We start from the raw sequence: 20193 nt of genomic DNA, 5'->3' as shown, positions 1-20193 counted from the left end.
CTCGAACCGTTCTTCCTTCACGACTACCGCTTGCCGCGGGATGGAGCAGCCCGGTAGCTCGTCAGGCTCATAACCTGAAGGTCGTAGGTTCAAATCCTACTCCCGCACCCAAACAAAACAGCCGCTGAGCACTACGCTCAGCGGCTTTTTGCTGGCCGAAGTCCGACGCCTCGAAAATCCACCGTCGAAGCCACGTAAAAGCTCAGCGGGGGGTAGAAGCCCCATACCGTTCTGCTGGCGGGTGCCTGGTGAATATGCAAGCCCACGCGCGCCCCAGGGAGAAGGCGAACTGACCGCGCTCTGACAAATTTTCGAACGAGGTAAAGGAATGTCGATCCCCGCCCGTCTAGTTCAAAGGGGCTGAGGGGCCCTTTATTCTTGGGGGATGCCATATGAACGCCTTCGGCCCATGCGCGCGCAGCGCCTTGTTCACGTCTGTCGCTTCTATCGCGGTCTTGTCGGCGAGCGCCGCCTGGGCCCAGACCCGGACCTTCAACGTTCCAGCCCAGCCTGCCAGCAGCGGGGTCGCTGCTTTCGCTCGCCAAGCCGACGTGCAAATCCTCATCTCGGCCGGCCACGCCGAGGGACGTCGAACCAATCCGGTAGTCGGTCAGTATACGGTGCGGTCAGGCTTGGCCGCTCTTCTCCAGGGCACCGGACTGACCGTCGCACATCCCTCGGAGGGGGCCTATGTGGTGGTGCCCTTTCCGGAAGAAGCGGGGAATCAGGTCACGGTGCTCCCCGAGGTTCTTGTGCAGGGCGGTGCTGGATGGTCTCTGAACACTAGCGTGCGCCATACCGAGGATGACGCCCAGCCTTATCAGATCTTCACTCAGGAAGATTTGCGCCGGTCGGGCGCGGTAAGCCTGGAACAGTTCTTCCGCGACAATCTCGCGGCCAGCGTTTCGCCCGTTTCGAGCGATCAAGCATCTGACTCCACCCGTGGCCGCAGCCAGCTCCGCCTCAGGGGGCTCGGCACAAATGAGACGCTAATTCTCCAGGACGGCCGTCGTCTGGCCAGCGTCAACACGGGGGCCGGCTTTCTGGAGCAGCCGACCATCGTCGGCATACCCATGGCCCAGATCGAGCGAATTGAGGTTCTGCCTTCGTCAGCTTCTTCTGTTTACGGCGGCGGAGCCACCGGCGGCGTCATAAACATCATTATGAAACGCGATTACCGCGGTCTGGAGACGACGACAGTCTACGCGGACGTATGGGACGGAGACGCCCCCGACTATCGGTTTGATCTTTCCGGCGGGTTGAATCTCGCCGGCGGGAAGACAAACCTCTCGGTGTCAGCCAGTTATCGGGACGCCAGCCCGTTGCGTATGGGAGACAGGAGTTTCCTGTCCGAGGGCTATGAGCACATACGGGCTGCCGGCAGCCCGTACTTCGACCAGAATTTGATCCTCGGCGCGACACCCAACATCCGCAGCCAGAACGGAGCCAATCTGACCCTCGATCCTGCCTTTGGCGGCGGTTCGCTGGGCGCGAACCACACGTTTGCACCCTATGGTTTCCGCGGCGTCGGTGTGGATGGAATCGCCGCCCTGGTCGCAAACGCTGGACAGTATAACCTCGATCCCGCGCGAAACTCGCTTGGCGAGGGAGTGACGCTCACATCGGGTGAAGAGAGCTTCAGCGGCTCGTTCGCCGTGCGACACGAGCTTACCTCCTGGCTGCGTCTGTACGGCGAGGTTCAAGCCAGTGAAGCGCGAACGACTAGCAGTGTTCTCAGGGCGCCATCGACGATCGCCCTTGCAGCTAACGCCCCGAACAACCCCTTTCAGCAAGCTATTCAGGTCGCGGTGCCCCATATCGGCGCGGACGCCGAAGGCGAGTCTTTGAGCGAGACACGCCGGTTCCTCGCGGGCGCCATTATCCAGCTGCCGTTCAAATGGCAGGCGAACCTCGACTACACCTACAACTGGAACCGTTTCACTGACAATCTTGCAGCGCCCGGAATCGACGTTGCTACATTGACCGCGCTGCGTAGCGGCGACATCGATGTAATTCGGGATATCAACGCTGATCCGATCGACTATGCCTTCCTCGATTTTGGCTCCATGCGAAGCCCGGCGGAGGCGACCACCCAGATTGTTAGCTTAAGGTTCGCTGGACCGTTGCCCATCAAGCTGCCCGGCGGCTATCCGACTCTCAGCACCCTGATCGAGAGAACGGAGTTGTGGAACGGAGACTCCAGGACGGCCCAGAGCACTGCCGAATCCTCTATCGTTCTTTTTACGCCCGAGCGCTGGCAAGACACCAACAGCGCCTATGCCGAGTTTTGGGCGCCCCTGATTGGCTCGGAGAACAATATCCCCCTCGTTTATGAACTCGGCTTCGGCGCCTCGGCGCGGTACGACGAGATCGAGGGGAGGGGAGGACTAGTAGGCATCAACTGCCTCAGCGTGCCCCGTCCACTGACTGAGGCGGAGCTGTCGACACCCTGCCCCGCAAACGGCGCGTCGCCGGACTATGCCACCTCCACGTCCTCCCGCACAGATCCAACCTACAGCGCCAAGTGGGCGCCCTTCAGGGATTTGGCCTTCCGCGGAAGCTACGGCACCGGCTATCTGCCGCCTTTTCTGCATCAGCTGATCCGGCAGGCGACGCCAGTCCAGATTGTCAGGGTCACGGATCCCGAACGGGGGGGTGAACCGATTGGCACCCCGCTGCTTCCGGGCTTCAACATCCTTCAGGGACCGGGCAATTTCCTTGGCGGCAATCCCGATGTGTTACCGGAGCGTTCAGAGACCTTCTCTGTAGGGATAATCGCTACGCCGCGCTGGATCGAGGGGGTCCGTGTGTCGGTTGACTGGACCAGGACAGAAAAGCAGGACAACTATTTCAGTCCGGGCGCCCTTCTGGCGCCACAGGTTGGAGACACCGACGGGCAAAGGCTGTTTGAGGACTTTCTGCGAGAGCACCCGGAACGTTTTATCCGCGCGCCAGCGAGCGACGGCTTCGCCGTCGGCCCCATCATCGCCGCCGACATGTCGATCGCCAATCTCGCAGGCGTCAGGGTTGAGGCCTGGGATTTCGCTCTTGAATACAGTCGCGATCTCTTCGGGGGGCGCCTGGATTTGAAGGCGGACGCGACATACCTGGCCGAACTGTCGATCAAGCGGTCAGAGAACACTCCGGCCTTGGACTGGGCGGGCGTCGCCACGGGCGCATTCGCGGCGGGCTTCGGCGGTTCCGGCGGCACCACCTGGAAAGGCAACTCCACAGTGGCGTTCGTCAAGGACGACACCTGGTCTGTGGGGTGGAGATCGCGCTTTTCGAACGACTATTACCTGCGTCAGGATCACAGCGTACAGCCGCTTCAAGGCAGCGCCCGCATACCCAGCCAGATTTACCATGACGTCTTCGCCACGTGGGCCGTTCGCGAGGACACCGATTTGCGCGGTGGCGTTACCAATGTGCTGAACACCCAGCCGCCGGTGGATATCACAACCGGCTCTTTCTACAGTCGGTATGGCGACCCGCGTCTGAGACACTTCAATATTGCGCTCACAAAGCGGTTCTAGGCGACATCGTCGGCGGCGCGGATAGCGCCGCCGATACGGCTAACGGTTTGTCTGCGGACGACTGAGCCGAATTTCCGCCGCGTCCGATGTCGCGGTAGCCTCGAGACTAACGGCGACGCTCCGGGCAAAGCCTTCGGGATCGTCGAGGCGAAAGACGCCGTAGAGCCGTTCGGAGGCCAAAGCCTCGTCGCCGATGACCAGCGCTCGGGCGTTGTAGCGGTTGAATTCGGCGACCGCTTCCTGAAGCGTCTCGCCGGCAAGATCGATCTGCCCTGAACGCCATGCCAAATCGCGATCAATCTCCGTGGGGGCCACCACGGGGGGAGAAGCGCTGTCGCGGCCCTCGCCCACGAAAGAGGTCGTTCCCGCAGCCAGTTCGACGGTCCGGCCCGCTGTGCCTTCGACCCAAACCTTCACCACACCCTCTGTAACCCGTACCTCGACGCCGTCGTGGAGCCGGCGCACCGAAAACGCTGTGCCTACGGCCTGTACGCGAACCCGGCCAATCTCGACCCGGAAAGGCCGCGATGGATCACGCGCGACCTGGAACCAGGCTTCGCCCCGCTCGAGCGCGACACGTCGAAGGTCCGTCTTGAAGTCGACGTTCATACGGCTGGAGCTGTTGATGGAAGCGGTCGATCCGTCCGCAAGCGGAAGCCGACGGATTTCGCCCAAGGTCGTCGCATAGCTCCGCGGCTGCTGCGGGATTATAGCGACACCGGCGATGATGGTGGCCGCGGCCGCCGCGAAACCCCCAAGTAGAATGCGACGCGACGGCATACGCCATGCCCCGCGTCGGGCTTTGCGGGACTCCCGGCTGACCGTTCCAGCAGCCCGGTCGAGCCGCGTCCAGGCTGCTTCCGCCTGCAGCAGGGCGCCCGCGCGTCGGATATCGCCTTCTAGCCAAGCCTCAAGGTCCGCTCGGACCGCCTCTCGGCCGTCGCGGTCTAGACGCATGACCCAGCGAGCCGCGTCCGCCTCTATTTCACTGGCGCTTTGTCGAACGTTCATGTCGCACCTTGAGGCGATAGTCGTTATCGCCGGTTTCCTCTCTCATCGCCTTGAGTATTTTCTGGAGGCCCTTGACCCCCTGGTTCTCCACCACGCTCTCGCTGACGCCGAGTCGCGAAGCTACCTCCTTTTGGGACAGGCCCTCGATCTTGAGCAGGATAAACACACGGCGGCATCGGTCCGGCAGGGCGTCGATCAGTTCTCCAACGCGGGCCAGTTCACGCCGAGCGCCGGCGATCCGTTCCGGTGTCGGCTCATCTGCATAGAAGGACGGGACGTCGAGCTCCGCCGCCGCTTCTATACGGACCACCCGACTGCGCCGAATCTGGTCCACGAGAAGATTACGCACCACCTGAAAGAAGAAGGCGTCGGGACGCTTGATCTGCTCGAGGGACGACATTGCGGCGAGTTTTGCGTAGGCCTCCTGGATCAAGTCGTCGATGTCGTCTGGCGACTGAAGTCGCTGCCGCAGCCAACTGCGAACCATCGGTTCATGTGGCATGACCTGGGACGCCACCCAGGCGACGAGCCGCTGTCTTGAGTCATCGCGCATGCCGCCGCCCCCGACGAAATCTCATCTTGTATTCAGCATAAAGACGAGCGGCTGTGAGACTTCCTTGTGCTCTAAAACATTATTTTTGAGTAAGTTGCGCAGCTCTTCGTCTTTCCAGAAACGTCGTCTCCCGGGGGCTTCGGAGCGCGTCCATTCAGGATGGCGCGCCCGTAAGCAGTCGAGCGATCCACGCTCAGGGAGAGATCAACAGAATGCGTTTCAAGAGTCGACAAATCCTGCTCGCCGCCGCCTCGGCGCTGACACTCAGCGCCGTCTTCCCGGCCGCCGCTCAGACGCCCCCGGCGTCGGATCCGTGGGCTCACGCCGCCAGCGATGTTCCGGCAGACCCAGCGGTTCGGTTCGGCCTGATGCCCAACGGCATGCGCTATGCGGTGATGCACAACGCAACACCTCCCGGACAGGCGGCCTTGCGTCTCTACATCGACGCGGGTTCGCTAATGGAGAACGACAATCAGCGCGGCTTGGCGCACTTTATGGAGCATATGGCCTTCAACGGGACCACCAATGTCCCAGAAAATGAGCTCCTCGCAATCCTCGAGCGCTTGGGCCTGGCCTTCGGCGCCGACACCAACGCCTTCACCGGCTTCGACCAAACCGCCTACGTCCTCGAACTGCCGCGCTCGAATGACGAGACGATCGACACGGCCCTGCACATTCTGCGCGAGCAGGTTTCGCGCGCGCTGATGGACCCTGAGGACATCGACGCCGAACGTGGCGTGATCGAGGGCGAGGAACGGCTGCGCAACACGCCGCAGTCCCGCGCCAGCCATGAGCAACTGGCCTTCTTGGCCCCGGGTCTGAAGCTGGTCGAGCGCTTCCCGATCGGAGACATGGAGGTCATACGCACCGCGCCCCGCGATCGCTTCGTCGAGTTCTACCAAGCCTACTACCGCCCTGAACGCGCCACCATGATTGCGGTGGGCGACTTCGACGTCGACGCCATGGAGCGCAAGATCGTCGCCGGGTTTGGGGACTGGACCGCCAAAGGGGAGCCGGGTCCGGAGCCGGACCTTGGCGTCGTTTCGCCCCGGACGCCTGCGACCAAACTCATCGTCGCACCGGGCCTGTCGCACACCATCAGCATGTCGTGGTCGAGCGCGCCAGACAAGGATCTGGATTCGATCGCCGAGAGGCGTGAGGGCGTAGTTCGCGCCCTGGGTTTCGCCGTCTTCAATCGTCGGATCGGCGAGTTGTCGCGCATGGACGACGCGCCGCTCCTGACTGGCGCAGTCTCGGCTGACGATCTGGTTGAGAGCATCCGCCTCTCCACAGTTTCCGCAACCTACCTTCCCGGGCAGTGGGAGCGGGCGCTGCAGACCCTCGACCAGGAACGCCGCCGGCTGATCGAGTTCGGCGTCTCCGAAGCGGAGCTTCAACGTGAGATCGACAACTGGCGCACCACGTTGGAAAATCGCGTTGCGTCCGCAGCGACGCGCCAAACCTCCGCACTCGCTGGAGGGCTGCTCGGCTCGGTCAACGGCCAGCGTGTCTTCACCTCGCCTCGCACCGATCTGGACCTTTTCAACGCCTCGGTGCAGGGGCTGACGCCCGCGGCGGTCAACGAGGCTGTCCGCAAGGCGTTCGACGGCGACGGCCCGCTGACAATGATGACCTCCCCTGATCCAGTAGAAGGGGGAGAGTCGCGTATTGCATCCGTTCTCAACGCCTCCTCTCAGGTGGCCGTTGCGCCGCCTAAACCCACAACTCGCATGGAGTGGCCCTATACGGACTTCGGTCCGGCTGGTGAGGTTGTCGCCAGCCGCGAGGCGCCAGAACTGGGCGCCACAATTGTTACGTTCAACAACGGCGTCGAACTCACGGTTAAGCAGACGAACTTCAAGGACGAGGAAATCCAGGTCCTGGTGTCGACAGGCCGGGGCGAGCTCGCCTTTTCGCCATCGGAGGACGATCCGCGACAGTCCGCGATCGGGACCCTGAGATCGGGCGGCTTGGGCCGGATGACGGCGGACGAGATGAGCTATGCGCTAACCGGCCGCGTGGTCGGCGGTGGTTTGAGCACGGCCGAAGATCGGTTCATTTTCTCCGGCGGTACGCGACCCCAAGATCTCGAGCTCGAGATGCAGCTTCTGACTGCCTTGCTCACCGATCCGGCGTTCCGCAGCCAGCCGTTCAACCAGATGAAGGCCAACTATCCGGCGGCGATTGCGATGACCCGGGCCACCCCGGGAGGCGTCTTCGGCATGGATGCAGCGCCCCTGCTGGCGGGCGGAGACCGCCGCAAGGCGCCGCCGCCGCCTGAACTGGTCAGCCAGTGGAGCATTGAGCCGCTCAGGGATGATCTCAGGCGACTGCTGTCCGAAGGACCGCTGCGTCTGACCGTGGTGGGCGATGTGACCGTCGATCAGGCCGTTGCGGCGACGGCGAAAACCTTCGGGGCCCTGCCGGCCCGTCAGCCCGCGCCCCCGCCCGCTCCCGGCGCTGCGCAACGTCGCTTTCCCGCTCCCACCGCAACGCCCATCGTGCTCCATCATGATGGGACCTCGGAACAGGCGTTAGGCGTGGTGGCCTGGCCGACGATCGATGTCATCGGCGATCGCACTGAGGCGCGGCAGGTGGCCGTGCTGGCTGAGGTCGTCAAACTGCGAGCGCTGGCCGAAATACGGGAACGGCAGGCCCTAGCCTATTCGCCTGGCGTGTCGTCGACTTTCTCGGACGTCTATCCGGATTACGGCTACCTTGCTGTTCAGGCCGCTACAACGCCACGGAACCTGCCAGCCTTCTTCGCCGCCGTTGACGCAATCGCGATCGATCTGATCGAAAATCCGATTACCGAGGATGAACTGACCCGCGCGCGCGCGCCCATGATCGAAGCGACACGGCGCGGCATGAACACCAACTTCTGGTGGGCTGGCCAGCTGGCGGACGTGGGCGTCAAACCAGGGGCTGTGGAGGAAACGCTTAACACCATTCCGGACCTGGAGTCGGTGACCCCAGCCCGTGTTCAGGAACTCGCGCGTCAGTACCTTGCGCCGGAGCGTGCATGGCGCACGACCGTCGTCCCTCAGCCTGTCGCCCCAGCCGCCTGAGGGCGAAACCAGATGGTCTGGGCGCCGAGCCGCCCAGACCATCATATTGCTCAAATGAACGGCCGAATTGTCGCGGTTTTGGCCCGACGCCTCGGCCAGCTGCTTTCACGCGAAGGGCGACGGCCGAATGCAGAGAGGCCCGGTTCCCTGCATTCGGCCGCTAGACCCTGCCTATCCTTGAATGAACGCCAGCAGGTCGGCGTTGACGACGTCCGGATGGGTGGCGAACAGCCCGTGGGACAGGCCGGGATAGGTCTTCAGCGTTCCGTTCGACAGCAGCTTGACAGCCTGGTGCGCGGACGCGTCGATCGGGACGACCTGATCATCCTCGCCGTGCAGCAGGAGCACCGGCAGAGAGACCGCTTTCAGGTCCTCGGTGAAGTCGGTTTCGGAGAAGGCGGTGATGCAATCGTATTGAGCCTTTGCGCCGCCGGCCATGCCCTGGCGCCACCAGTTGCGGATCAAGCCTTCGCTCACCGCCGCCCCTTCGCGGTTGAAGCCGTAGAAGGGCCCTGACGGCACATCGAGGAAGAACTGTGCGCGGTTCTGCTTGAACGCGTCGCGGAACCCGTCGAACACCGCCATCGGCAGGCCGCCGGGATAGGCCGCCGTAGCCAGCATGATCGGCGGCACGGCGCCGATCAGCACGGCCTTGGCGACGCGGCCGGGCCGGCTGCGGGCGACGTAGCGGATGACCTCGCCCCCGCCGGTGGAGTGACCGATATGGATGGCGTTCTTCAGGTCGAGCGCCTCGGCCAGTTCCGCGACGTCCGCGGCGTAGGTGTCCATGTCGTTCCCCGTATCGGTCTGGTCCGATCGACCGTGGCCGCGGCGATCATGGGCGATGACGCGAAATCCCTTGTCCAGGAAGAACAGCATCTGGTTGTCCCAGTCGTCGGCGCTGAGCGGCCAGCCGTGGTGGAAGACGATGGGTTGAGCGTCCTTGGGGCCCCAGTCCTTGTAGAACAGGCGGGTGTCGTCGGAGAGGGTCAGGTAAGTCATGGCTATGTCCTTTGAGAGGGTGGTTTGAGGCGAAGGTTTCGGTCGGTTTGCAGGCGTCAGTTCGGCCGGTCGCCGGCGCTGCGGGCGGCCTGATCGATCACGTCGGCGACGGCGTGCGGTTGTGAGATCATCGGGACGTGGCTGGCGCGAATCTCGACCTTGACGGCGCCGATCTTCTCGGCTTGCTGACGCAGCATGGCCGGTGCGATGGCGGCGTCCTCGGTGGCGACGATGAACCAGCTCGGGCGCGTCCTCCAGGCGGCCTGGGTGACCGGCGTGGCGAAGGCCGACATGGCGATGGGCACTTGAGAGTCGCGCATGAAGGCGGCGTCCGCGTCGCCGACGTCGGCGGCGAACCCCTCCTGGAAGCGTTCGGCGCTGATGAAGCCGAATCCGTCGGCCTGTTCCTCGATCACGAAGGTCGAGGGGATGCCGAAGCCCTCGTACTGGTCGCCGGCCGTCTCGCCGACATCGGCGGTCAGGGCGGAGACATAGACCAGGCCCTTCACCTTTTCGTCGACGCCGGCCTCGGTGATCACCACGCCGCCCCACGAGTGGCCGACAAGGATGGTTCCGCCGTCCTGGCGGGCGAGGGCGCGCCGCGTGGCGGCCACGTCGTCGGCCAGGGAGGTGAGGGGGTTCTGGACGATGGTCACCCGGTAGCCGCGAGCGGTCAGGTCGTCATAGACGGCCCTCCAGCCCGAGCCGTCGGCGAAGGCGCCGTGGACGAGAACGACGTTGCGGACGGTCTGAGCCGCCGGAATCGTCTGGACGGACTGGGCCTGAGCGGCTCCGCCGATGCTGGCGGCGCCGACGGCGGCGAGGAGGATGTTGCGGAACTTGATCATGGTCGTTTCCTTTGGAACTGGGTTGGGACGGTGGTGGCGGACGTGAGAGTGAAGGAGAAATCGCGATAACAGTTATCGCGCTAAAAGAAGATGCATGAAGCGCCGGAATTATGTCAAGCCAATATTTATCGCGATATATAACTTTCTGTCGCCTCCCGGTCTGAGGCGGGGCGCCGGGCATGGCGTCAGCCCTCCGTAATGGTCGGAATGAACGCCAAGCTGGCCAAGAGCGGCGGCTGGTCCACCACCCGTCGCAGGACTGCGAGGGCCGCTGCGGATATGCACAAGTAAGGTGTTCGGCATGGTCGGCCTTGGCTCGGGCGGGCGGCTCTGACGTTAGACGTCTCAAGAGGGCCAATTATTCCCGCCGGCTGCCCCTTTCGCGCGTCCACTTCGAAGCGCGCCGCATCCAGTCTCGCGACTGGCTCACGATGAGACGGGCCTGGCGAGGCAGGCCATCGGTCTTGTTAAGAGAATAATTATCGCGATATAACTCTCGTCCTGTGCAGGAGCGAGTAGGTCGGAATGTCCAAATCCAAAGGTCCGGTCCCGATGGAGGACCAGCTTTGCTTCACCGTGTATTCGACCGGCATGGCCATCCAGCGGGCGTACAAGCCCCTGTTGGACGATCTGGGCGTCACCTATCCGCAGTATCTCGTGATGAACGTCCTGTGGCGGGAGGACGGCCGGACGGTCGGCGATATCGCCGACGAATTGGCGCTGGAGCCCAGCACCATGACGCCCTTGCTGAAACGGCTGGAGGTCGCCGGCCTTGTCCGGCGGGCGCGCAACCCCGCGAACGAGCGCCAGGTGGTGATCACCCTGACCAGCGAGGGCCAAGCCCTGCGTGAACGCGCGGGGTGTCTGGGCGAAGCCCTGCTGGACGCCTCAGGCCAGACCATGCCCGAACTCAGCGACCTCAACATCCGCCTCAAGTCTCTGCGCGACGCCGTCTACGAAAGCCTTGCGTCGCGCAAGTCGACGCAAGGCTAGGGGCCGGGCCGCCTCGGCGGGGCTGGGCTCGAGGCTCAGAAGCGTCGGCTGAGGCTGAGGCGAATGACGCGGCCCAGGGGGTCCTGATCGTCGCGACCATAGGCCGGCGCCGGGCGGCCATCTCCCAGGGTCGCGGTCGGCCGCGCGTCGAAGAGGTTTTCCACCCCCAGTTCAAGCCGCAAGCCCTGGGTGCGACGGCGCGGCCCCGTGTCCGAGGCCTCGCTCCTGGGCGACGACAGGACGGTGCTGAGGGTGAAGCCGATCAGGGTGAGGGGCGACAGAAGCAGATCGTCAGGGCCGTCCTGCCCCAGATCGCGACGAAGGCGCGCGCCGCTTCGCCAGGTCGCCGCAAGGTTCAAACCCCAACGCGCGTATCGTCCGTCGAGCCGCAACGCCAACTGATGACGCGACAGGCCGCCGCCGTCTCCGGCGAGTTGATCAAGGCGGGGCAGGGCTTCGTTTATCGTGATGCGATCCTCCAGCCGCCAGGTGTGGTTGAAGGCGACCTGGACGGAGCCCCGCCTGGACGCCTCCGGCGCCCCGCTCCCGAGCGGAATATTGGCGGTCAGGCCCGACGAGAGGGTTTGGGACGAGATCGCCTTGAGATTGATCGGCCGCTGGTCGATGCCCGTCAGGCGGCCTGAGGCGTCGCGCAGGATACGGTCCGGAAAGGCCGTCTCGGTCGCCGGCGTCAGGGCGGGAAGGGCTCCGATCGCATTCGTCGCCCGCGTGTTCTGAAGATCGACACTGGCCTGAAGACCCCACGCGCCGAAGGGGCCCGTCGATCCCGAGAGGGACAGGGTCTGCGTCTCCTGGGCCTGAAGATCCGGGGCACCGCCGAGAATCGGCTGGATCTCGACGGCTTCGCCGCGGCGGAAGTCATAGAAGGTGCGCGGCGGCCCATAGCGGATCGGGTCGAACCGCTGTTCACGGGTGGGCGCATCGGTCGCCTGAGCGAATTGCGCCCCCAGACGGACCCTCCCGGACGGCGACCAGGCGACGCCGGCGTTCAGCCCCGTCCCCTGGGCGTCGGCCTCGTCGAGCAGTCTCAGGCGGCCGCCCAGATTGAGCGCCAGATCGCCGAGCAACCGCCGGGGTCCGTCCCCGTCTGACTGCGAAGATGTGACCGGCAGCGTCAGGCCGGATCGGAGCTCGAGCGCGCGGGACGAGGGGGTTGCGGTTACGCCGGCGGCCCTGATGTCGGATCTGGAGCGAAGATACTGCGTATCGACCGTCATCTGGGCGGGCCCCGCCGGCAGGTCGATCAGGGTCCGGTCGGCCGAGAGCTTCGCGACGGCCGACACCGTGCGGGCCGTCACATCCGTCGCGCCCCTTTGCCGGCCTTCCGAGACCAGACCATCGAGCCCCCATCTCACCGACCATCCCAGGGCGCGCCCCGCCAGGCCCCCGGCCATGGTCAGGGCGTCTGTTTCCTGTCGGGTCTCCGCCCTGTCCGCAGCTGCGACCGAACTTGAGACGAAGCGGTCCTGCCGGGTCTGCAGACTTGCGCTGAACGAGGTCGACCAGTCTGACAGGGTTCCGGTCGCCGATAGATTCACCGAGCCCGTCTGCGCCTGCGGGCGGAGCGTGTTTCCGCCGCCGCCCGGATGGTCTCGACCATAGCCTGGCCGCTCGTCCGCCCAGAGCGGCGTGGTCCTCGCGCCCTGAAGGCCCATCTGGAAGGTCGAGGATCCCTGGATTTCTGATTGGCGTGCGTCGAGCGAGAGGGTCGTCGTTCCGCCGGCTGTCGGCCGGGACGCCTTCGCCAGAGCGTCACGGCTTCTGAACTCGGGCTCTAGAACGATGTTGACGACCCGCCGCCCAGGATCGCCGCCGTAGAGGGCGCCCGCCTGCGGCGGCAGGGCTTCGACGCGGACCAGGGCGTCGGGCGGGAAGCCCGTGAAGTTTCGGGCGTCCACGACCGGGCGGCCGTTCACGATCACAACGGGCGGTTGCTGGAAGCCCAGACGTTCGCTGAGGCGAGCGATCACCTCGCCTATGTCATAGGCGCCGAGGTTGTCGATTTCTTCGGGCCCAAGCTCCTGCTCTGGCGCGACTCTGGCCGCACCGCGCCGTCCGACCACTTCGACCTCTTCCAGCTGGGCGGGCGAAGGCGGAGCGGGCGGCGCCTCCTGGACGGCGATGAGAGCCAGAAGGGCCAGCATGGACGATCAACCCCCGTCCTGGATCGCAAGGCCCATGAAATACGCGGCCTTGATCACGGCATGACGATCCAATTCGCCTCGCCGCGGAGGGAAGCGAAAAAGGCCGGGCGTCAGAGACGCCCGGCGAGGTTTTTCAGGTTTGGGATCCAGGGGAACGCCGGCCTTAGAGAATCTGCAGGCCGGGAATGCGGATCGAGCCGCTGCGGATCGTGCAGTTCCGGCCGCCGGCGTTCACGGGAGGCAGCACGTTGTTGTTGAAGGTGGCCGTGCTGGTCGCATTGTTCCAGGCGACGACGACGGTGCCGTAGCAGGGATCATTGGCCACGGTGTTGGCGCCGATGGTCAGGGAGATCGAGGTGGTCGATCCCGGCACCACAGCCGCGCTCCAGGCGCCCGTCGGTGCGACCGCCAAGCAGCCGATGCTGCCGGGCGAGATGCTGCGCGTCGGAATGGGCGCGCTGGTCGCGCTCAGCGGGCTGGCGGTGATGGAGACGTTACAGGTGACGGTGATCGATTGCGATAGGATCACCGATCCCGATCCCGATACGCTGCCGGAACTGGGCGAGAAGGATTGGGCGAAGCTGGGGGAAGCCAGAGCGACGGAAGCGAGCGCCGCGGCGGCGATGGAAAGCGTCTTGATCATGATAGTCCTCCCTTTGAGTGGGTCCTTGGATGGACCCGTTGAGCGTGTGTTCACCCGCTAGGGGCGACCTACTTACAGCGCCGTAAGCAACCTGGAGTCAAGGGAAAATACGTATAGTTTTCAATAGCATAAAAAAACAAAAGGCCGTCCGCTCGGCGTCTCTCGACGCCGGGGACGGCCTTGCAAGGCGGCCGGTCGTCGACCGGCCTGTCGGCGATCTCAGAACGACTTGGTCAGCCGCACGGCGAACAGCCGCGGGTCCAGGGTGAAGACATTGGTCGTCAGGCCGGTGTCGTCCGAGTTGGTGAAGGCGTCGACGATGGGCGCATCGTCGAAGACGTTCTTGACATAGGCCTGAAGCTTCAGGCCCCGCGCCTCGTTGGTCAGGGACACCGACAGGTTCAGATTGTCCCAGCCCTCCAGCCGGTCGTATTCGGTGTTGTAGACGCGGAAGAAGCTCTCGCCCTGGCGATAGTAGTCGCCACGCAGGGTCAGGTCCCAATCGCCCAGGAACCAGCTGTACTGGGCCCCAATGTTGGCGGTCCAGTTGGGCGAGTTGGGCAGTTCGTTGCCGCTCAGGTCGGCCTCGAAACCCCGCCCGCCGTTCGGCGCCTCGGTCAGCGGATCATAGGTGAAGCCGTAGAAGGCCCAGAAGGGAAGGCTGGACTCGAAGTTGGGGTTGAAGGTGCCGAACCGCGACGAGCCGGCGCACAGGGCGCTCAGCGCCAGATTGGCCGCCTCGGGTCCGAACGGACTGTTGAGGATGGTTTCGGCGAAGGCGCGAGGAGCGATGCAGTTCGACGGCACCTGGATCCAGGGACGGATGGTGATCCAGTCGGGGTCGCCCTGGGTGCGGTCCATGACGTTGATGGACCGCTCGCCGTCGGCGATGCGGGACTTCAGATAGCCGAGATTGCCGTCAATCTGGAAACTGGGCGTCGGTCTGTAGACCGCCTCCAACTCCAGACCCCAGATTTCGGCGTCGAAATTCTCATTCAATGAGATGCGATCGACGATCTGGGAAACCTGATAGTCCTTGTAATCATAGTAGAAACCGGTCGCGTTCAGCCGCAGCGCCCCGTCCATCAGCGTGTTCTTGGCGCCGATTTCGAAGGCGTTGACGTATTCGGGCTCGAAGGTGCTGGCCAAGGGCTGATATTGGACGACCTTGGGGTCCAGCTCCAGGCGAGGCGGGTTGGTGCCGCCCCCTTTGTAGCCGCGGGACAACGAGGCGTAGATCAGGGTGTCGTTGGTGAAGGACAGATCGGGCGTCCAATCCAGCACGATCCGGCCGGTGACCGCCTCCCACTTCTGTTCAATATCCGGCAGGGCGTAGTAGCCCTGACGCACGAATCCGCCCGACCCCGGACCAGACCCGCCGCCAAGCGGCGCGCCCAGCAGCAGCTGGCTGGGATAGGGCGTCGTGTCCTTGCGGTCCTCGGTGTAACGCAGGCCGGTCGTCAGCCGCAGTTCCGGCGTCAGATCCCAATAGCCCTCGCCGAACACCGCCCAAGACCGTGTGTGGACGACGTTCTTGCTGCGGAAATAGTTGTGACCTTCGCCGTTGATCTCGCTCAGCGGATTGGGATCGACATAGACGCATTCAAACACGCGATCATCATCGCAGGGGACGGTTTGCGAACTGCCGTCCGGCCCCAGCTCGAAGTTGTAGAAATACTCGGCGATATAAGAGAAGGTGTTGTTGAAAACGTAGTAATCGTCTTGGGACTTGAAATCCAAATAGTTGGCGCCGAGGCTGAAGTTGAAATCACCCTCCATGTCGGACTGAAGGCGGAACTCCTGATACCATTGGCGATTGTCCGACTGGCTGATGTCGGCCGACAGGATCCGGCTTGACGGCCCCAGCTGCGGGTCGGTGTAGACGCCGCCGGGCGCGGCCGGCGAGGGAATCAGGTCGCCGAAAAAGTCGAACACCTGGCTGCTGTCCGAGAAGGCGGGATTGGAGACGTAACGCGCATAGTCCTGCGACGCATAATAGTCGTCCTTGGCGTAGGCGGTCTGTGAGAACAGGGTCAGGGTGTCGGTCAGGTCGAATTCCAGATTGACCTGGACGACGTCGTTCTCGGCCCGGAAGACGGGATCGTAGTTGGTGGCGATCTCACGAAGGTCTCGCGACTGCACGACGCCCTCATAGGGGTCGAAGCCCTGAGGGATCGGATAGACGTTGGCGCCATTCGCGTCGAAGCCGCCCAGATTGAAGAAGCCGGACAGCAGCCGGATCGGTCCGAAGGAACCGCCGTTGGGTACGCCATAGGCCGCGTCGGAATACAGAGAGCCGGGCAGGCATCCCTGGCTCAACTGGTCCTGATTATAAGAGACGGGGATAGGCGTCGATCCGACCTGGGTCGGACCCGGATCGGTGGTGCACAGCTGTTTGCCGGTGCGCGAGCGATTGTCGTCTTCCTCGAAATGCTCCCAGATCGCATTGGCGCGGAACCGCGCCGTCGGCTCCCACCGGGCGGACAGACGCGTGGTGAACAGGTCGCGGTCGTTCACATGGGTGTCGTTGAAGCTGTTGTAGTCGAAGCCGTCCCGCTGGGTGAAGCCGAAGGCGCCGCGCACGGCGAATGTGTCGCCGAAGGGGACATTGAGCATGGCCTGGCCGCGCCGGCTGTCATAGTTGCCCAGTTCCCCGGCCGCGAAGCCTTCGGACCGGAACTTGGGCAGTTCGGGGAACATGTTGACGACGCCGCCGGTGGCGTTGCGGCCGTACAGGGTGCCCTGCGGCCCGCGCAGCACCTCGACTCGGGCGACGTCCAGATACTCCTGCTCGAACAGGCGGTTGCGGATAAGGGGCGTGTTGTTGAAGCTGACGGCCACGGCCGGATCGCTGGAGGCCGAAACGGCCTTGGTCCCGATCCCGCGGATCGAGAAGTTGTACATGCTGAAGTTGGACTTGGAGAAGGTGACGTTCGGCACGGCGCGCAGCAGTTCCGAACCCCCATCGATCTGACGCGACTGCAGGGCCTCGGCCGACAGGGCGGTGACGGCGATAGGCACGTCCTGCACGGACTGTTCGCGTTTCTGGGCGGTGACGATGATGTCGTCCACGACGACGGGAGCAGAATCCGGCTGAGGTGGGGTTGTCTGCGCCAGCGCGGGCGCGCCGGTCATCAGGAAGGCTGTCGCCGATACCGAGAGCGCGAGGCGCGCGCGAATGCTGACCGCTGAAGCCATGAAATCCTCCCGAAGCGCGCCGGTCTGTCGGCGGCGCGTGATGTGCGTTTCCTCCCGCCTGATGTTTCCGCTCGACGGGGCGGGGCCACCGGCGGTTGTCGGCAACTTCGCACTACTCACCGCCATGTCAATACATATTGACAGCAGTGTTGGTTGACGGTCATCCGGAACGGGGGAGTTCGGATGTCGATCTTCGCCCGCGCGCGTCGCGAAAAAGGGGAAACAGGATGGACTGTGATGCCGTGATCGTCGGCGCCGGACTGGCGGGCCTGGTCGCCGCCAACGAGCTGGTTCAGGCCGGCCGCAGAGTGGCGCTGGTGGATCAAGAGAACGCCGCAAACCTGGGCGGGCAGGCCCACTGGTCATTCGGCGGCCTGTTCCTGGTCGACAGCCCCGAGCAGCGTCGCCTGGGCGTCCGCGACGGCTTTGATCTCGCCTGGTCGGACTGGCGGGGCAGCGCGGCCTGGGATCGGCTGGATGGCCCGCTTGCCGAGGATGAGTGGGCGGTGCGGTGGGGAAAGGCCTATGTCGAATTCGCGGCCGGCGAGAAACGCGCCTGGTTACGGCGTCACGGGATACGACTGACGCCTATGGTCGGCTGGGCCGAGCGGGGGGACGGTCGCGCCGACGGTCACGGCAACTCGGTCCCCCGGTTCCATGTCGCATGGGGCACCGGGACCGGCGTGAGCGGCCCGTTCGCGGCCCGCGTGCGCGATGCCGAGACACGCGGCAGGCTGGCGTATCACCCGCGCTGTCGCGTCGACGACCTGATCGTTGAAGCGGGGCGGGTCACAGGGGTGTCAGGCGTTCGACTGGCGCCGGACGCAGCCGGGCGCGGCCGGGCCTCCAATCGGGATGCGGTGGGGTCCTTCACCCTGCGGGCTCCGTCGGTGCTGATCGCGACGGGCGGGATCGGCGGGGATCATGACAAGGTGCGGCGTCTGTGGCCCGCGCGCCTGGGAAGTCCTCCCCGCGAGATGGTCAGGGGCGTGCCGGCCTATGTCGATGGACGGGGGCTGGACATCGCCGAGGCGGCCGGGGCCCGCGTCGTGAACCGTGACCGGATGTGGCACTATGTCGAGGGTCTGCGGAATTGGGACCCGATCTGGCCGGGGCACGGCATCCGCATCCTGCCCGGCCCGTCGTCCCTCTGGCTCGACGCCCTTGGGCGCCGCCTGCCGTTCCCGGCCCTGCCAGGCTACGATACGCTTTCGACCCTTCGCCACCTGCGCACCACGCCCGACCTGGCGGCGCACGATCACTCCTGGTTTGTTCTGACCCAGGCGATCGTCGAAAAGGAGTTCGCGCTTTCCGGATCGGAGCAGAATGGCGACATCACCTCTGGAGACTGGCTGAGAGTGCTCAGAACCCGATTGGGCAAGGGCGCGTCGCCGGAGGTGGAGGCGTTCAAGGCGCACGGCGCCGACTTCGTGGTCGCCGACGCACTCGGCGACCTCGTCGCCGGGATGAATGCTCTGACCCCGACGCCCTTGCTGGACGTCGAGGGGGTTCGGCGGGTGATCGCGGCCCGGGACGCGCAGATCGACAACCCCTACGCCAAGGACCTCCAGGTCCAGGGCGTTCACAACGCCCGCCGATACCTGGGCGATCGTCTCGCCCGGGTCGCAAAACCGCATCGCCTTCTCGATCCCCGGTCCGGTCCGTTGATCGCCGTCAAGCTGCATGTCCTGACGCGCAAAAGCCTGGGCGGGATTCAGACCGATCTGGACAGTCGCGTTCTCAAGCCTGACGGAACAGTGCTCGAAGGCTTGTACGCGGCCGGCGAAGCCGCGGGGTTCGGGGGCGGCGGCGCCCATGGGTACAACGCCCTGGAAGGCACCTTCCTGGGCGGATGCCTCTTTACGGGTCGCGCCGCCGGTCGTGCCATGGCCTGACCGGCGGCCCTAGGGCAGCCGCACCCAGGTCTGGGTTCGGCAGAGCAGGGGAGCGATGCAGCCTCGCACCGCAAGGTGATCGGGATCGATGAGGACCAGACGCCCGCTGGCGGCGCGCCGCCCGCTGTCCGGGTCGTAAAGCGGTCCGCCGGTCCAGGTCGTCGGGCCGCCCCGAAATCCCTCCAAAACCCTCAGCCCGCGCAGCGGACGGTCGCGCAGCGCGGGATCGTGATTGCGAACATCCCTTTGGTCCGGATTGCGCCGGAGCGGCGCGGCATCGACCAGCCGACCGCACAGGGCCGAGCCGCAGGCGTGGATCTCGACCACGCCCCCCTGGGCGGCGGTGCGCCATCGTCCCAAAAGCCGACTGTCCGCCGCCGCAGCCGGCCCCGCCACCGCCGTGCACAGAAGTCCGGCGATCAGGACGGCTGAAAGGGGCGCCATCAAGCCGCGACCAGGAGGCTGTTGCGAAGTTCGACCGGAATCCGGTCGTAGAGGGTCGGACCGGACAGGCCGAGACGGGCGCGGGCCTGCTCCAGCGGCACCGACATCAGCGCCTCGTAGTCCAGCGCCGGCAGCCAGGCCGCCCGGCGGCCCCGAAGCCAGGCCTGAAGAACGGCGCGCGCACACGGGTGGCCCGTGCGGGCCCGGGCGGCTTCGATCGCAACCCCGGCCGCGATCAGCCCAAAGCCCGCGCTTCGCGTCTGCGGGAGAGAGAAGGCGACCACACAGGCTTCTCCGAGCGCGTCGGTGCGATAGCCGGTGAGAACGTGCCAAAGATCGTGCACGTCGCGCAGTCGGCGCGCATACCAGGCGTAGGGGTGAGCCGCTTCGATCTCGGAGTCCGCGACCTTGCGGCTTTCCCCGGCCAGACCGTAGGCCGAGAGGTTCCGCTCGTCGATGAAGTCCAGATAGGCGCGGCCGACCGTGCCCGGCGGGAGCGACTCCAGCCACGCCCGATCATGCAGGCGGTCCGCCAATTCCACCATCATATAGGCCTGCCGAGCGCCTTCAGGCTGTTCGAGCATCTTCTCATAGCCCCGGCGGACGGAACGCCCGGCCAGAGCGTTCATGATCTCGAACACCTGAGTCGTGTCTTCCTTGTCGGCGATGAGACGGCGCAAGGCGCGAAGCGCCCGGAGCGGCTCGACGCGTCGGGGACGCAGCCGGCTGGGCGTGCGGGTTTGCGGATCGAATTTGGCGTCCGCGACCATTAGTTCGGCTGTCACTTGCTCTCTCCCAGGACTGAGCTTAACCAGTTGCTATCTACATGGATGTAACTAA

General features: G+C 64.9%; 13 protein-coding genes and 1 tRNA gene. 5 read left to right on the top strand and 9 right to left on the bottom strand.

Going from position 1 to position 20193, the window contains the following annotated elements; all coding sequences use genetic code 11:
• Positions 1-34: 34 nt before the first annotated feature.
• Together ACW18C_RS11900 and ACW18C_RS11895 are read left to right on the top strand one after the other, a co-directional pair.
• Positions 35-111 (top strand) — tRNA-Met (locus tag ACW18C_RS11900).
• 281 nt (positions 112-392) lie between these two features.
• Positions 393-3533: a TonB-dependent receptor domain-containing protein gene (locus ACW18C_RS11895; RefSeq protein WP_492071060.1), complete on the top strand. Its 3141-nt coding sequence runs from the start codon at positions 393-395 to the stop codon at positions 3531-3533.
• A 39-nt stretch (positions 3534-3572) separates the two neighbouring features.
• Here the strand turns inward: ACW18C_RS11895 and ACW18C_RS11890 are convergent, their stop codons facing one another.
• On the bottom strand, positions 3573-4544 hold the full coding sequence (locus ACW18C_RS11890) for a FecR family protein (protein ID WP_492071059.1): 972 nt from the start codon (positions 4542-4544) through the stop codon (positions 3573-3575).
• Positions 4519-5097, bottom strand: a complete 579-nt coding sequence (locus ACW18C_RS11885; RefSeq protein ID WP_492071058.1) for an RNA polymerase sigma factor — start codon at positions 5095-5097, stop codon at positions 4519-4521. The genes ACW18C_RS11890 and ACW18C_RS11885 overlap by 26 nt, the downstream gene beginning before the upstream one ends.
• 212 nt (positions 5098-5309) lie before the next feature.
• Between ACW18C_RS11885 and ACW18C_RS11880 the strand changes: the two genes are divergently transcribed.
• A complete protein-coding gene (locus ACW18C_RS11880; protein WP_492071057.1) occupies positions 5310-8165 on the top strand; it encodes a M16 family metallopeptidase in 2856 nt (951 codons plus the stop codon).
• Between the two features lie 171 nt (positions 8166-8336).
• On the opposite strand, the gene ACW18C_RS11875 is transcribed toward ACW18C_RS11880, so the two are convergent.
• Together ACW18C_RS11875 and ACW18C_RS11870 are read right to left on the bottom strand one after the other, a co-directional pair.
• Complete coding sequence (locus ACW18C_RS11875) at positions 8337-9167, bottom strand: alpha/beta fold hydrolase (RefSeq protein WP_492071055.1); 831 nt, start codon at positions 9165-9167, stop codon at positions 8337-8339.
• A gap of 56 nt (positions 9168-9223) precedes the next feature.
• Positions 9224-10015 carry an alpha/beta fold hydrolase gene (locus ACW18C_RS11870; RefSeq protein ID WP_492071054.1) on the bottom strand — a complete coding sequence of 264 codons (792 nt, stop codon included), beginning with the start codon at positions 10013-10015 and terminating at the stop codon, positions 9224-9226.
• A 525-nt stretch (positions 10016-10540) separates the two neighbouring features.
• Here ACW18C_RS11870 and ACW18C_RS11865 point away from each other — a divergent pair.
• Complete coding sequence (locus tag ACW18C_RS11865) at positions 10541-11008, top strand: MarR family winged helix-turn-helix transcriptional regulator (protein ID WP_035309100.1); 468 nt, start codon at positions 10541-10543, stop codon at positions 11006-11008.
• 35 nt (positions 11009-11043) lie between these two features.
• Here ACW18C_RS11865 and ACW18C_RS11860 read toward each other — a convergent pair whose 3' ends face one another.
• The 3 genes from ACW18C_RS11860 to ACW18C_RS11850 all read right to left on the bottom strand — a co-directional run bounded on the left by ACW18C_RS11860 (position 11044) and on the right by ACW18C_RS11850 (position 17014).
• Positions 11044-13173 (bottom strand): TonB-dependent receptor, encoded by a 2130-nt coding sequence (locus tag ACW18C_RS11860; RefSeq protein WP_492071052.1) that lies wholly within the window; start codon positions 13171-13173, stop codon positions 11044-11046.
• Between the two features lie 163 nt (positions 13174-13336).
• Positions 13337-13816 carry a PraA/PraB family alkane oxidation protein activator gene (locus ACW18C_RS11855; RefSeq protein WP_492071050.1) on the bottom strand — a complete coding sequence of 160 codons (480 nt, stop codon included), beginning with the start codon at positions 13814-13816 and terminating at the stop codon, positions 13337-13339.
• Between the two features lie 219 nt (positions 13817-14035).
• Positions 14036-17014 carry a TonB-dependent receptor gene (locus tag ACW18C_RS11850; protein ID WP_492071049.1) on the bottom strand — a complete coding sequence of 993 codons (2979 nt, stop codon included), beginning with the start codon at positions 17012-17014 and terminating at the stop codon, positions 14036-14038.
• Between the two features lie 227 nt (positions 17015-17241).
• Here ACW18C_RS11850 and ACW18C_RS11845 point away from each other — a divergent pair, with 227 nt between their 5' ends.
• On the top strand, positions 17242-18909 hold the full coding sequence (locus ACW18C_RS11845; RefSeq protein ID WP_492071047.1) for an FAD-binding dehydrogenase: 1668 nt from the start codon (positions 17242-17244) through the stop codon (positions 18907-18909).
• A gap of 9 nt (positions 18910-18918) precedes the next feature.
• Here the strand turns inward: ACW18C_RS11845 and ACW18C_RS11840 are convergent, their stop codons facing one another.
• On the bottom strand, positions 18919-19353 hold the full coding sequence (locus ACW18C_RS11840; RefSeq protein ID WP_008261622.1) for a DUF2147 domain-containing protein: 435 nt from the start codon (positions 19351-19353) through the stop codon (positions 18919-18921).
• The gene (locus tag ACW18C_RS11835) at positions 19353-20138 is read right to left on the bottom strand and encodes a Coq4 family protein (RefSeq protein ID WP_231492528.1); all 786 of its coding nucleotides are present in this window, start codon (positions 20136-20138) and stop codon (positions 19353-19355) included. Before ACW18C_RS11835 ends, ACW18C_RS11840 begins: the two co-directional genes overlap by 1 nt.
• Between the last annotated feature and the right edge of the window lie 55 nt (positions 20139-20193).

This window comes from Brevundimonas sp. FV1ye7S (assembly GCF_058680995.1).
This window is presented reverse-complemented; position numbering and strand designations above follow the sequence as displayed.